Consider the following 12,354-nt stretch of genomic DNA (forward strand, 5'->3'; position numbering starts at 1 on the left):
CCGGGACCGTACGACGCCCCGCGGCGCCGGGGCCGGAAAATCCCGGGGCACCGCGGGCGGCGACGCCGTAGGCTGGCCGGATGCCCCACTCCACCCCCCGCCACCTCGCCGAGGGCCCCCGCGTGGCCGTCCGCCACTTCACCGCCGAGGACGGACCCGAGTTCACCGCCCGGGCCCGGGAGAGCAAGGACCTGCACCGGCCGTGGCTGTTCCCGCCGGACACCGACGAGGCCTATGCGGCCTACGCGGACCGGCTGATCGAGGACCCGTCCAAGGCCGGGTTCCTGGTGTGCGAGAAGGACAGCGGCGACCTCGCCGGGTTCATCAACATCAACAACATCGTCCGGGGCGGCTTCCAGTGCGGCGCCCTCGGCTACGGCGCCTTCGCCCACGCCGCCGGACGGGGGCTGATGCGGGAGGGCCTGGACCTGGTGATCGGGTACGCGTTCGGGCCGCTGGGACTGCACCGTCTCGAGATCAACGCGCAGCCCGAGAACACCGCCTCCATCGCCCTGGCCCGGGGCGCCGGCTTCCGCCTGGAGGGCTTCTCACCCCGGATGATCTACATCGACGGTGCCTGGCGCGACCACGAACGCTGGGCCCTCACCGCCGAGATGCGCCCCGGCGGCTGATCCCCTCACCGGTCACGCAAGAGCCGCCGGGGAGGACCGGTCACCGAACACCCCGCCAGGAAGTGCCCGTTCAGGAAGGCCGCCATGCGCACACTCGTCGTGCTCGACGCCCCCTCCAACCTGGGCCTGCGCCCACCCGCTCCCGGCACCGTCCCGGGCTGCTACAAGCTGGCCGGCGCCCTCAGGGAGCAGCGCCTCCCACGACGGCTCGGGGCCCGCGAGGGCGGGGTGGTCGTACCGCCGCGCTACGACCGCGGGGACTGGCAGGAGGGCGACGGCGTCTTCAACGCCACCGCGCTCGCCGCGTACACCGTCAAGCTCGCCGACCGCATCGAACACCACGTGCGCGCGGGGGAGTTCCCCGTCGTCCTCGGCGGCGACTGCTCGATCCAGCTCGGCGCCTCCCTCGCCCTGCGCCGCATCGGCCGGTACGGGCTCGCCGCCGTCGACGCCTCGCACGACTTCCGGCACTTGGGCAACTCCGACCGGATCGGCGCCGCGGGCGGCGAGGAGGTCGCCATCGCCACCGGCCGCGGCCAGGCCGACCTGAGCGACCTGGAGGGCCTCGGTCCCTACCTCAGGGACGAGGACGTACGGTTCTTCGGCATCCGTGACGCCTACACCGACGACACGGCCGAACTCGCCGCGCTGAAGATGCCCGTCGCCACCGTCGGCGACCTCCGCGCCGAGAGCCCCGACGCGGTCGCCCGGGCCGCCGTCGAGGCCTTCGGGGCACCCGGACTCGACGGCTTCTGGGTCCACCTCGACGCCGACGTCCTCGACCCGTCCGTGATGCCGGCCGTCGACAGTCCCGACCCGGACGGCCTGCTGCCCGGCGAACTGGAGCTGTTGCTGCGCCCGTTGCTCGCCGCACCGCGCTGCGTGGGCCTCAACATCACCATCTACGACCCCGACCTGGACCCCGACGGCACGGCGGGCGCGCTCCTGGCCGACCTGGTCGTGGCCGCCTTTGCGCAATCCTGACCGGCAGCTCCCCTGGCCGAGTCCCGCCCCGCCGGGTTCCATGGTCGTCGTGACGAGGATCCGACGTGAGGTACTGACCCTGCCCGCCGCGCGGTTGGGGGCCGACAACCCGCTTCCCCCGCTGCGCCCGCTCGACGAGGTCCACCGCATCGACGACCGGGACCGGGAGGAGATGCCCCGCGACATGGCCCGCCAGCTCGGCCACGAACCGCTGGGCAGCCTGCTGCCGGTCCGTGTCCGCGACGGCTACGGCAGAACCCGCGAACCCCGGCCGGTCGAGGCGCTGGTCATCGAGAACGACCGGCTGCGCGCCACCGTCCTGCCGGGCCTCGGCGGCCGGATCGCCTCCCTGCTCCACCTGCCCACCGGACGCGAACTCCTCTACCGCAACCCGGTGTTCCAGCCCGCCAACTTCGCCCTGAACGGCGCCTGGTACTCCGGCGGGATCGAATGGAACATCGGCGCCACCGGCCACACCACTCTTTCCTGCGCCCCGCTGCACGCCGCCCGCGTCCCCGCCCCCGACGGCGGTGAGATGCTGCGCCTGTGGGAGTGGGAGCGGCTGCGCGACCTGCCCTTCCAGGTCGACCTGTGGCTGCCGGAGGGCTCCGACTTCCTCTACGTCGGCGGCCGGATCCGCAACCCCCACGAGCGGCCGGTGCCCACCTACTGGTGGTCCAACATCGCCGTCCCCGAGGACGTCAGGGTCCTCGCCCCCGCCGAGGAGGCCTGGTTCTTCGGCTACGAGCGCCGGCTGCGCCGCGTACCCGTCCCGTCGTACGACGGTGTCGACCGCACCTACCCGCCGAACAGCCGGTACGCCGCCGACTACTTCTACGAGGTGCCGGACGGCCGCCGCCGCTGGATCGCCGCGCTGGACGCGGACGGGCACGGGCTGGTGCAGACCTCCACCGACGTGCTGCGCGGCCGCAAGCTCTTCGTGTGGGGCGGCGGACCCGGCGGCCGGCGCTGGCAGCAGTGGCTGACCGAGCCCGGCACCCGCGGCTACTGCGAGATCCAGGCCGGACTCGCCCGCACCCAGCTGGAGCACGTCCGGCTGGAGGCGGAGAGCGAGGTGTCCTGGCTGGAGGCGTACGGGCCGCTCGACGCCCCGCCCGGCGGGGAGTGGACCGAGGCCGTCCAGGGGGCGGAGCGGCGGCTCGCGTCGGCACTGCCCCGCACCCGGGTCGAGGAGGCGTACGCCGTCTGGAAGCCGTGCGCCGACACCGAACCGGCGGAGATCCTGGCCGTCGGCTCCGGCTGGGGCGCGCTCGAGGTACTGCGCGCCGACTGGAAGCTGCCGGGCACACCCTTCCCCGAGTCCTCCCTCGGCGAGGCGCAGGCGCCCTGGCGGGAGCTGCTGCGCACCGGATCCCTGCCCGAGCCGCGCCGGGTGCGGCCGCCCGGTGAGACCCTGGTCGCGCCGCACTGGCGGGACATGCTGGAAACGGCCCCGGCGACCCCGCACACGGAGTACCACCTCGGCGTCGCCCAGTGGCACGCCGGCGACCGCGCCCAGGCGGTCCGCAGCTGGGAACGCGCCCTGCCGCTGGCGCCCTCCCTCTGGCCTCTGCTGCGCTGCCTGGCCGTCGCCGACCAGGAGGCCGGGCACCACGAGCGGGCCGCCGAACGGTACGCGGACGCCTTCGACGACCTCTGCCGCGAACGCCGCGACGACGGCGAGACCTGGACGGCCGCCGTCGCCGCGCTCGGCCGCGAGACCCTCGAGGCACTGCTCAGGGCCCGGCGCACGGCGCAGGCACGGGCCGTGTGGGACCGGCTGCTGCCCGCCGTACGGCAGCGTGGCCGGTTCCGGCTGCTCCACGCCGAACTGCTGCTGGCCGAGGGCAGCAGCGCGCGGGCCAGGGCCGTCTTCGACGAGGGCTTCGAGGTCGCCGACCTCCGGGAGGGCGCGGACGTGATCGGCCGGCTGTGGGCCCGCCTCAGCGACGAGCCGCTGCCCGCCCGGCACGACTTCCGGATGCGGCCGGATCCGGTCTGACCGGGTCAGCCCCGCTGGTCGACGTACTCGAAGACCGATCCGTCGGGATGCATCGCGAGGAGGTTGCGGCCCGCCGGCGTCGGCACCGGCCCGGCGAGGACCCGGGCGCCGAGGTCGGTCAGCAGCCGGTGGGCCTCCTCCACGTCCTTGACGGCGATCGTCGCGGTCACCCGGCGCAGGATCTCCAGCTCCGCTTCCGGGCCGCTCATCAGCAGGAAGGAGCCGACCGCGGCGACCTGGACCCCGCCGCGGTCGAAGCGCTGCGCTCTGCCGCCTGCCAGACGCTCGTAGAACGGGATCGCGGTATCGATGTCGTCGACGCAGATGCGCAGCGAGGCGCCCAGAATCTCCATGCGTCCGAGCCTAGTTGGGGAGGCGCCCGCGACGCGGGGTGCCGGGCGTTACCTGCCGTTCCCACCGGGTAGACGCAGGACATGGACCGTTTGGATCACCTGGAACATCTGGACAAGCACCTTGTCGAAGAGCTGGCACAGGTGGCACGCGAGACGGTACGCGACGAACTGCGCGAGCAGAGCCGCAAGCAACGCCGCACCGCCATGCTCTACGCCGCCTCCGGTGCCACCGCGCTCTACGCGGGCGCCGCGGTGGCCCTGGCCGTCGGCCTGGCCCTCGCGATCGGCCTCCCCGGCTGGGCGGCCGCGCTGATCACCGCGGCGATCATGGGAGTGGCGGCCTTCCTGCTGCGCGGTGCCGCACGCCCGGGCCACGGGCAGCACCACACGCCGCACGCACCGCACCACGTGATCGGAGGCACCCCGCCGCCCGGCCCGCCCAGCGGCCTCGGCATGCCCTACCCCCCGATGCCGACGGAACCCCCGTCCGCGCCCCCCACGGACCCCGGCGGCCCCCACCACAGGGCCTGACGAACAGCACAGCACCGGAAAACGAAGGGCCCCGGCCACCAGCAGTGACCGGGGCCCTTCGGCCGAGGCCGGGCCGGCCGACCTCAGGGGCGCGGGGAACTGCGCGAACGACCACGGCGCACCCGCACCCGAGAACGCACCGGCACCGACCCGCCCCTCACTCGCCGAGCCGCGGCAGCACCTTCGTGCGGTAGAAGTCGAAGAACCCCCGCTGATCCGGCCCGATCTGGTTCACGTACACCCGGTCGAACCCGGCGTCCGCGTACGCCCGCAGCGCCGACACGTGCTGCTCGGCGTCGTCCCCGCACACCACGTTCTCCCGCACCATGTCCTCGGTGACCAGCTCGTGCAGCTGCTCGAAGTGCCGTGGCGAGGGCAGCACCTGGCCCATCTCGCCGGGCAGCAGCTCGTTGTACCAGAGCCCGTGCACCGTACGGACGCAGTCGTCGCGGTCCGTGCCGTAGCAGACCTTCGTGCCGCCGCTGACCAGCTTGGTCCCGCCGCCGCCCTTGCGGTACTTGGTGACCATCTCCTCCTCCGGCATCATCGTGATGTAGCCGTCGCCCACCCGGGCGGCGAGGGAGGTGGCCTTCGGGCCGAAGCCGGAGATGTCGATCGGCACGGGTTCGTCGGGGACGGTGTAGAGGCGGGCGTTCTCCACCGTGTAGTGCTTCCCGTGGTGGTCGACCTCCTCGCCCGTGAACAGCCGGCGCATCACCTGGATCGACTCCTCCAGCATCTCCAGGCGTACGTGCAGCGGCGGCCACCGGTCGCCCAGGATGTGCTCGTTCAGCGCCTCGCCGGTGCCGACGCCGAGCCGGAACCGGCCCTCGGTCATCACCGCGCTCGTCGCCGCGGCCTGCGCCACCACCGCCGGGTGCATCCGCACGGTCGGGCAGGTCACCGCCGTCTCGATGGGCAGGGACACCGCCTCGGACAGCGCGCCGATCACCGACCACACGAAGGGGCTCTGTCCCTGGGCGTCGTTCCACGGGTGGAAGTGATCGGAGATCCACAGCGCCTGGAAGCCGGCCTGTTCGGCCATCCGGGCCTGCTCGACGAGTTCGGCGGGGTCGTGTTCCTCGCTCGCCAGGAAATAGCCGTACTCGGGCATGGGGGCACCTCCGCGGGAGCGCCGGCAGGGGGTCTTCGAACGGTCCCGGGCCGGGTAACCGGGCGCGACCGGGCGAAACGCCGCCGCGGCCGGGCGCGGAGAGCCCCCGCGGGACGGCGTTCGGGTGCTCCGACCGGCGTACGGGTGACCCGTCCGGCGTTTGGGTGCCCCGGCCCCGGTTACGCGGAAAACCTGGGACGAGCCACACTGCCGGAGGCGCACCGTGAGCCGACCTCGCGTCGTGATCGTCGGCGCCGGATTCGCCGGGTACCGGGCTGCCCGCACCCTGGCCCGCCTGACCCGGAACCGGGCCGAGATCACCCTGCTGAACCCGACCGACTACTTCCTGTACCTGCCCCTGCTGCCCCAGGTCGCCGCCGGCGTCCTGGAGGCCCGCAGGGTCACCGTGTCGCTGCCCGGCACCCTGCGCGGGGTGCGGACGGTGCTCGGCGAGGCCGGCCGCGTCGACCTCGACGCGCAGACCGTCCACTACACCGATCCGGAGGGCGGCACGGGCACCCTCGGCTACGAGCGCCTGGTGCTGGCCGTCGGCAGCGTGAACAAGCTGCTGCCCATCCCCGGGGTCGCCGAGCACGCGCACGGTTTCCGCGGGCTGCCCGAGGCGCTCTACCTGCGCGACCACGTGACCCGGCAGGTGGAACTGGCCGCGGCGGACGACGACCCCGCCACCAGCGCGGCCCGGTGCACCTTCGTCGTGGTCGGCGCCGGGTACACCGGCACCGAGGTGGCCGCCCACCTGAAGATGCTCACCGACCGGCTGGCCCGCAGCAGCCCGCTGCCGCCCGGTGTGCGCCCGCGCTGGATCCTGCTGGACGTGGCGCCCCGGGTACTGCCGGAGATGGACGAGCGGTTGTCCCGCACGGCCGACCGCGTCCTGCGGGCGCGGGGCGTGGACGTACGGATGGGGACGTCGGTGAAGGAGGCCACGCGCGACGGGGTGCTGCTCACGGACGGGGAGTTCGTCCCGTCCCGGACGCTGGTGTGGTGCGTGGGCGTGCGGCCCGATCCCCTGGTGGAGGCCGTCGGGCAGCCGCTGCAGCGGGGCCGGCTGATCGTGGACCCGTACCTGCAGGTGCCGGGCCGCCCCGAGGTGTTCGCCTGCGGGGACGCGGCCGCCGTACCGGATCTGCAACGGCCCGGGCAGTTCACGTCGATGACGGCCCAGCACGCCTGGCGGCAGGGCCGGGTGGCCGGGGAGAACGTGGCCGCCTCGCTCGGCCTCGGCCGGCGACGGCGCCCGTACCGCCATCGCGACCTCGGCTTCGCCGTCGACCTGGGCGGGATCCGGGCCGCCGCCAATCCCTTCGGCGTCCCGCTGTCCGGTGCGGCGGCCGGCGCGGTCACCCGCGGCTACCACCTGGCGTCGCTGCCCGGCAACCGCGTGCGGGTCGCCGCCGACTGGCTGCTGGACGCCGTACTGCCGCGCCAGGGCGTCCAGCTCGGGCTCGTACGGGCGTGGTCGGTACCCCTCGACACGGCTTCACCCGAGCTGGCGCGGGTACCGGGCGGACCGGACCGCACGGGGGAGCGGACCGCGAAGGGCCCGGACACCGGGGCGCCGCCGGCGTCCGGTACCGGGCCGGACGGCAAGGAGGCGACCCCATGACGAAGCACCCGTACCGCCGGAGCACCGAGCCGGCGAAGAACCAGCCTGGCGGCGAGCCCGCGAGGAACCAGCCGGGCGGCGAGCCCGCGAGGAACCAGCCGGGCGGTGAACCGGCGAGGAACCAGCCGGGTGCGGAGCCCGCCGGGAACCGGCCGGAGCACACCGCGCCCGGCCACCCCGCCCCCGGCCCGGTCAGGCGGACCGATTCCCCTGCCCCGGTGGACCGCCCCCACCCCGACGACTCTGCGCAAGGAGACCGAGGAGACACATGAACACCGCCGAACTCGCCGAACTGGGACAGCAGTTGCGCGTCGACAGCGTACGGGCGGCCGCCGCCGCGGGGTCCGGGCATCCCACGTCCTCGATGTCCGCGGCCGACCTGATGGCGGTCCTGATGGCGAACCATCTGCGCTACGACTTCGAGCGTCCCGAACACCCCGCCAACGACCGCTTCGTCCTGTCCAAGGGCCATGCCTCGCCGCTGCTGTACGCCGCCTACAAGGCCGCCGGCGCCGTCGAGGACGGCGAGATGATGACCTTCCGCAAGCTCGGCAGCCGGCTGGAGGGTCACCCCACCCCCCGGCGCCTGCCGTGGGTGGAGACGGCCACCGGCTCCCTCGGCCAGGGCCTCCCGGTCGGAGTGGGCATCGCCCTCGCCGGGAAGCGGCTGGACCGCGTCGACTACCGGGTGTGGGTGCTGTGCGGCGACAGCGAACTGGCGGAGGGATCGGTGTGGGAGGCCGCCGAGCACGCCGGCCACGAGAACCTGGACAACCTGACCGCGATCGTCGACGTCAACCGGCTCGGCCAGCGCGGCCCCACCCGGCACGGCCACGACCTGGACGCCTACGCCCGCCGCTTCCAGGCCTTCGGCTGGCACACCGTCGAGATCGACGGGCACGACGTCGACAAGATCGACCGCGCGTACGGAGAGGCGCTGTCCACCACCGGACAGCCCACCGTGATCCTCGCCCGCACCCTCAAGGGCAAGGGCGTGGCGGCCGTCGAGGACCGCGAGGGACTGCACGGCAAGCCGCTGCCGGAGGCCGAGGAGGCCATCGCCGAACTCGGCGGACCGCGCGACCTGCACGTCCGCGTCAGCGAGCCGCCGGCCGCCGCCGTGCTGCGCTCGGCCACCACCGAGGTCCTCCAGCTCCCGCGCTACGACCTGGGGGACGAGGTCGCCACCCGCGACGCCTTCGGAGCGGCCCTCGCCGCGCTCGGCAGCGCCCGCGGCGACGTCGTCGCCCTGGACGGTGAGGTCGGCGACTCCACCCGGACCGAGGAGTTCGCCAAGGCCCACCCCGACCGGTTCTTCGAGTGCTACATCGCCGAGCAGCAGCTCGTCGCCGCGGCGGTCGGCATGGCCACGCGCGGCTGGGTGCCGTTCGCCTCCACGTTCGCCGCGTTCCTCAGCCGCGCCTACGATTTCGTGCGCATGGCCTCCATCAGCGGCTCCGGTCTCAACCTGGTCGGCTCGCACGCCGGTGTCTCCATCGGGCAGGACGGGCCCTCGCAGATGGGCCTGGAGGACCTGGCGATGTTCCGCGCCGTGTACGGCTCGACCGTGCTGTACCCGTGCGACGCCAACCAGACCGCCAGGCTGGTCGGGACCATGGCCGGCCTCGACGGCGTCCGCTACCTGCGCACCTCCCGGGGCAAGAGCCCGGTCGTCTACGGTCCCGACGAGGAGTTCCCGGTCGGCGGCAGCAAGACGCTGCGCTCCTCGGAGGACGACCGGCTGACCGTCGTCGCGGCCGGGGTCACCGTGCCCGAGGCGCTGGCCGCCGCCGACCGGTTGGCCGAGGACGGCATCCGGGTGCGGGTCGTCGACCTGTACTCCGTGAAGCCCGTGGACGCGGAGACCCTGCGCCGGGCGGCGCAGGAGACCGGCTGCCTGCTCACCGTCGAGGACCACCACCCGGAGGGCGGCCTCGGGGACGCCGTGGCGGAGGCGTTCGCCGACGGCGGGCCCGTACCCCGGCTGGTCCGGCTCGCGGTGCGCGTGATGCCGGGATCGGCCGCACCGGACGAGCAGTTGCACGCGGCCGGCATCGACGCCGCCGGTATCGCGGCGGCCGCCAAGCTGCTGGTGGAGGAGGCGGTCGTGCGATGAGCCCCGGCGACGCCAGGACCGTCCGGGCGGGCCGCCGCGCGGTGCGGATCCAGCGGCCCGGCAAGGTGCTCTTCCCGGGCGGTTCCGGCGTCGTGGAGTACACCAAGGGCGACCTCGCCGACTACTACCGGTCCGTCGCGCCCTGGCTGCTGCCGCGCGTCCGGGGCCGTCCGCTGATGCTGGAGAGGCATCCGGACGGCGTCGACGGGCCCCGGTTCATGCAGAAGAACACACCGGACCACTACCCGGACTGGATCGAGCGGGCCGAGGTCGCCAAGGAGGGCGGCACGGTGACGCACGTCGTCTGCGGCGACACGGCCACCCTGCTGTTCCTGGCCGACCAGGCGTGTCTCACCCTGCACCGCTGGCTCTCGCGCACCGACCGCGCGGGCGGGCTCGACCACCCGGACCGGCTGGTCTTCGACCTCGACCCGCCCGGTGACGACTTCGCGGCGGTGCGGCAGGCCGCCGGATGGCTGCGCGAGCTGCTGGACGAGCTGGGGCTGCCCGCCGCGCCGATGACCACCGGTTCGCGCGGGCTGCACCTCGTCACCCCGCTGGACGGCCGCCAGGACTTCGACGAGGTCCGGCGGTTCGCCCACGAGGTGGCCCGGGTCGCCGAGTTCCGGCATCCCGACCGGCTCACCACCGCGGCCCGCAAGAGCGACCGCGGCGGCCGGCTGTACCTGGACGTGCAGCGCAACGCCTACGCGCAGACGGCCGTCGCCCCCTACACGGTGCGCGCCCTGCCGGGCGCGCCCGTCGCGGTGCCCCTAGCCTGGGAACAGGTGGACGAACCGGGCACCGACGCCCGCCACTGGACGATCGCCGACGCCGTGGACCAGGCGCGTACGGATCCCTGGGCCGCACTTCCGGTCCGCGGGCGGTCCCTGAACACCGCGCGAAGCCGTTTGGCGACGCTGCGTGGTGACGCGGACATCCATTCCGACCAGGCATGACGGCCCGCCCGCGGTATGCCTTCCGCGCTTGAGGTTTGGCCATGGATGTGGCGGCCACACGCAGGGAGAGGTGGCCATGTCGAACACAAAGAGCACATCCCGATCACAGGGTTCACGGGAGCCCCAAGACTCCCGGGACGTGGAAGAGACGGAAGAGGCGGAAGAGGCGGAAGAGGCGGAAGCGCAAGAGCCGCAGGGCAGCACGGACAGGCGCGCGGCGGGCGGCAACCGGCGTCCGCCCCTCATGAAGGTGCTGCGCGAGGCGCGTGCCCAGCTCGCCGAACTCACCGGTCTGGTACCGGAGTCGGTGTCCTCGTTCGAGCAGACCGAGGAGGGGTGGTCGCTGGAGGTCGAGGTCCTCGAACTCGAGCGGGTGCCCGACACCATGAGTCTGCTGGCGACTTACCAGGTCGAACTCGACCCGGAGGGCCAGCTCACCGGCTACCGGCGCGTCCGCCGCTACGAACGCGGGAGGGCCGACGCGCGCGGCCGTTAGGCCGCCGCTCACGGACCCACTCGCGAAGAACCGACTACGTACGAGGAGGAATGTCCGGCATGACTGTTGTTCCGGCACAGCAGACCGGAGGCGGAGGCGGCAGCAGTGGCCTCTACGACGTACTTGAGCTGGTCCTGGACAGGGGGCTCGTCATCGATGCGTTCGTACGTGTCTCCCTGGTCGGCATCGAGATCCTGAAGATCGACGTCCGGGTCGTCGTGGCCAGCGTGGACACCTATCTGCGCTTCGCCGAGGCCTGCAACCGCCTCGACCTGGAATCCGGGCCCAACAAGAGCCCCGGCCTGCCCGAGATCGTCGGCGAGGTCACCGAGTCGGGCGCCCGCGGCAAGTCCAAGGGAGCCCTCTCCGGCGCCGCGGAGACGATATCCAACGCCTTCAGCCAGGCCCGTGAGGGCGAGTCGGAGCCCCAGTCCCGGCCGCGCGCCCGCAAGGCTCCGGCGCGCCGTAAGGAGGAGCAGGAGTGAGCACGTACGTCTACGGGATCACCGCGAGCTCGCACCCGGAACTGCCCGAGGGCATGACCGGCGTGGGCGAGCCGGCCCGCCCGGTGCGGGTCCTCTCGGCCGGCCCCCTCGCCGCCGTGGTCAGTGACGCCCCCGAGGACCTGCGGCCCAAGCGCAGGGACCTGCTCGCCCACCAGAATGTGCTCGCCGAGACCGGCGCGGCCGGCTGCATCCTGCCGATGCGCTTCGGGAGCGTCGCCGCCGACGACGACTCCGTCACCCAGGTGCTCACCGAGCGCTCGGAGCACTACCAGGAGCGGCTGCGCGAGCTCGACGGCAAGGTCGAGTACAACGTCAAGGCCACGCACGTCGAAGAGGCCGTACTGCACCTGGTGATGGCCGAGCACGCCGAGGTGCGTTCCCTCGCCGAGGCCAACCGCAAGTCCGGCGGCGGCAGTTACGACGACAAGATCCGTCTGGGCGAGATGGTCGCGGCCACCGTGAAGGCCCGGGAGGCCCAGGACGCGAGCGAGGTGCAGAGCGCGCTGACGCCGACCGCCGCCGCGGTCAGCGTGGGCCCCGAGTCGACGGGCTGGCTGGTCAACGTGTCGTTCCTGGTCGCCCGCGACACGGCCGAGCGCTTCCTGGCCGCCGTCGAGCAGGTCCGCGACAGCCACAGCCACCTGGACCTGCGGGTCAACGGCCCGCTGCCGCCGTACAGCTTCGTCGAGCCCGGCCCCGCCGAGCCCGCCGGCAGCACGGCCGGCGCGGACGCCGGCGCGCAGTAGCGCACCGGCCCGAGCGGAAGGAGAACACCGTGGGACTGATCGGCGAAGTACTGCTGCTGCCGTTCGCGCCCGTGCGCGGCAGTGCGTGGGCCATCAGGCAGGTGCTCCGCGAGGCGGAACGGATCTACTACGACCCCGCCACCGTACGGGCCGAACTCGCCCGCCTGGAGGAGCAGTTGGAGGCGGGCGAGATCACCGAGGAGGAGTTCGACCGGCGCGAGGACGAACTGCTCGACCGGCTGGAGACCGCGCTGCGCTCCGGCAACACCACAGGCAACGGGACGTGAC

General features: G+C 73.6%; 13 protein-coding genes. 11 read left to right on the plus strand and 2 right to left on the minus strand.

The features are described 5' to 3' along the window. Window positions 1-80 precede the first annotated feature (80 nt). The 3 genes from ACF08B_RS00230 (at window position 81) to ACF08B_RS00240 (ending at window position 3,618) form a co-directional block, all read left to right on the plus strand. Window positions 81-632 carry a GNAT family N-acetyltransferase gene (locus tag ACF08B_RS00230; protein WP_073891800.1) on the plus strand — a complete coding sequence of 184 codons (552 nt, stop codon included), beginning with the start codon at window positions 81-83 and terminating at the stop codon, window positions 630-632. An 84-nt stretch (window positions 633-716) separates the two neighbouring features. After that, window positions 717-1,616 carry an arginase family protein gene (locus tag ACF08B_RS00235; protein WP_392315297.1) on the plus strand — a complete coding sequence of 300 codons (900 nt, stop codon included), beginning with the start codon at window positions 717-719 and terminating at the stop codon, window positions 1,614-1,616. A 40-nt stretch (window positions 1,617-1,656) separates the two neighbouring features. Next, window positions 1,657-3,618, plus strand: coding sequence for a DUF5107 domain-containing protein (locus ACF08B_RS00240; protein WP_392315298.1), 1,962 nt, complete (start codon window positions 1,657-1,659; stop codon window positions 3,616-3,618). A gap of 5 nt (window positions 3,619-3,623) precedes the next feature. Here ACF08B_RS00240 and ACF08B_RS00245 read toward each other — a convergent pair whose 3' ends face one another. Further along, window positions 3,624-3,971 carry a VOC family protein gene (locus ACF08B_RS00245; RefSeq protein WP_093473380.1) on the minus strand — a complete coding sequence of 116 codons (348 nt, stop codon included), beginning with the start codon at window positions 3,969-3,971 and terminating at the stop codon, window positions 3,624-3,626. A gap of 81 nt (window positions 3,972-4,052) precedes the next feature. Here ACF08B_RS00245 and ACF08B_RS00250 point away from each other — a divergent pair, with 81 nt between their 5' ends. Further along, window positions 4,053-4,502, plus strand: coding sequence for a phage holin family protein (locus ACF08B_RS00250; protein WP_392315299.1), 450 nt, complete (start codon window positions 4,053-4,055; stop codon window positions 4,500-4,502). 157 nt (window positions 4,503-4,659) lie between these two features. On the opposite strand, the gene ACF08B_RS00255 is transcribed toward ACF08B_RS00250, so the two are convergent. Beyond that, the gene (locus ACF08B_RS00255; protein WP_392315300.1) at window positions 4,660-5,616 is read right to left on the minus strand and encodes an LLM class F420-dependent oxidoreductase; all 957 of its coding nucleotides are present in this window, start codon (window positions 5,614-5,616) and stop codon (window positions 4,660-4,662) included. A gap of 223 nt (window positions 5,617-5,839) precedes the next feature. Between ACF08B_RS00255 and ACF08B_RS00260 the strand changes: the two genes are divergently transcribed. The 7 genes from ACF08B_RS00260 to ACF08B_RS00290 all read left to right on the plus strand — a co-directional run bounded on the left by ACF08B_RS00260 (window position 5,840) and on the right by ACF08B_RS00290 (window position 12,353). After that, window positions 5,840-7,243, plus strand: coding sequence for an NAD(P)/FAD-dependent oxidoreductase (locus ACF08B_RS00260; RefSeq protein ID WP_392315301.1), 1,404 nt, complete (start codon window positions 5,840-5,842; stop codon window positions 7,241-7,243). A 268-nt stretch (window positions 7,244-7,511) separates the two neighbouring features. Next, a complete protein-coding gene (locus ACF08B_RS00265; protein WP_392315302.1) occupies window positions 7,512-9,359 on the plus strand; it encodes a transketolase in 1,848 nt (615 codons plus the stop codon). Further along, entirely contained in the window at window positions 9,356-10,318 is a 963-nt protein-coding gene (gene ligD / locus ACF08B_RS00270) for a non-homologous end-joining DNA ligase (protein ID WP_392315303.1), read from the plus strand. Before ACF08B_RS00265 ends, ligD begins: the two co-directional genes overlap by 4 nt. A 76-nt stretch (window positions 10,319-10,394) precedes the next feature. Next, window positions 10,395-10,814 (plus strand): gas vesicle protein, encoded by a 420-nt coding sequence (locus ACF08B_RS00275; RefSeq protein WP_392315304.1) that lies wholly within the window; start codon window positions 10,395-10,397, stop codon window positions 10,812-10,814. A 59-nt stretch (window positions 10,815-10,873) separates the two neighbouring features. Continuing rightward, window positions 10,874-11,299, plus strand: coding sequence for a gas vesicle structural protein GvpA (locus ACF08B_RS00280; RefSeq protein WP_392315305.1), 426 nt, complete (start codon window positions 10,874-10,876; stop codon window positions 11,297-11,299). Then, window positions 11,296-12,066, plus strand: a complete 771-nt coding sequence (locus ACF08B_RS00285) for a GvpL/GvpF family gas vesicle protein (protein WP_392315306.1) — start codon at window positions 11,296-11,298, stop codon at window positions 12,064-12,066. The genes ACF08B_RS00280 and ACF08B_RS00285 overlap by 4 nt, the downstream gene beginning before the upstream one ends. A gap of 29 nt (window positions 12,067-12,095) precedes the next feature. Beyond that, window positions 12,096-12,353, plus strand: a complete 258-nt coding sequence (locus tag ACF08B_RS00290) for a gas vesicle protein GvpG (protein WP_392315307.1) — start codon at window positions 12,096-12,098, stop codon at window positions 12,351-12,353. Window position 12,354 lies beyond the last annotated feature (1 nt).

The organism is Streptomyces sp. NPDC015139, assembly GCF_043079785.1.
GTDB lineage: Bacteria > Actinomycetota > Actinomycetes > Streptomycetales > Streptomycetaceae > Streptomyces > Streptomyces albidocamelliae.

Excerpts from the sequence above, each read along its gene's own strand:
- ACF08B_RS00230 (WP_073891800.1), top strand. The coding sequence starts at position 81 with ATGCCCCACTCCACCCCCCGCCACCTCGCCGAGGGCCCCCGCGTGGCC.
- ACF08B_RS00235 (WP_392315297.1), top strand. The coding sequence starts at position 717 with ATGCGCACACTCGTCGTGCTCGACGCCCCCTCCAACCTGGGCCTGCGC.
- ACF08B_RS00240 (WP_392315298.1), top strand. The coding sequence starts at position 1,657 with ATGGTCGTCGTGACGAGGATCCGACGTGAGGTACTGACCCTGCCCGCC.
- ACF08B_RS00245 (WP_093473380.1), bottom strand. The coding sequence starts at position 3,971 with ATGGAGATTCTGGGCGCCTCGCTGCGCATCTGCGTCGACGACATCGAT.
- ACF08B_RS00250 (WP_392315299.1), top strand. The coding sequence starts at position 4,053 with ATGGACCGTTTGGATCACCTGGAACATCTGGACAAGCACCTTGTCGAA.
- ACF08B_RS00255 (WP_392315300.1), bottom strand. The coding sequence starts at position 5,616 with ATGCCCGAGTACGGCTATTTCCTGGCGAGCGAGGAACACGACCCCGCC.
- ACF08B_RS00265 (WP_392315302.1), top strand. The coding sequence starts at position 7,512 with ATGAACACCGCCGAACTCGCCGAACTGGGACAGCAGTTGCGCGTCGAC.
- ligD (WP_392315303.1), top strand. The coding sequence starts at position 9,356 with ATGAGCCCCGGCGACGCCAGGACCGTCCGGGCGGGCCGCCGCGCGGTG.
- ACF08B_RS00275 (WP_392315304.1), top strand. The coding sequence starts at position 10,395 with ATGTCGAACACAAAGAGCACATCCCGATCACAGGGTTCACGGGAGCCC.
- ACF08B_RS00280 (WP_392315305.1), top strand. The coding sequence starts at position 10,874 with ATGACTGTTGTTCCGGCACAGCAGACCGGAGGCGGAGGCGGCAGCAGT.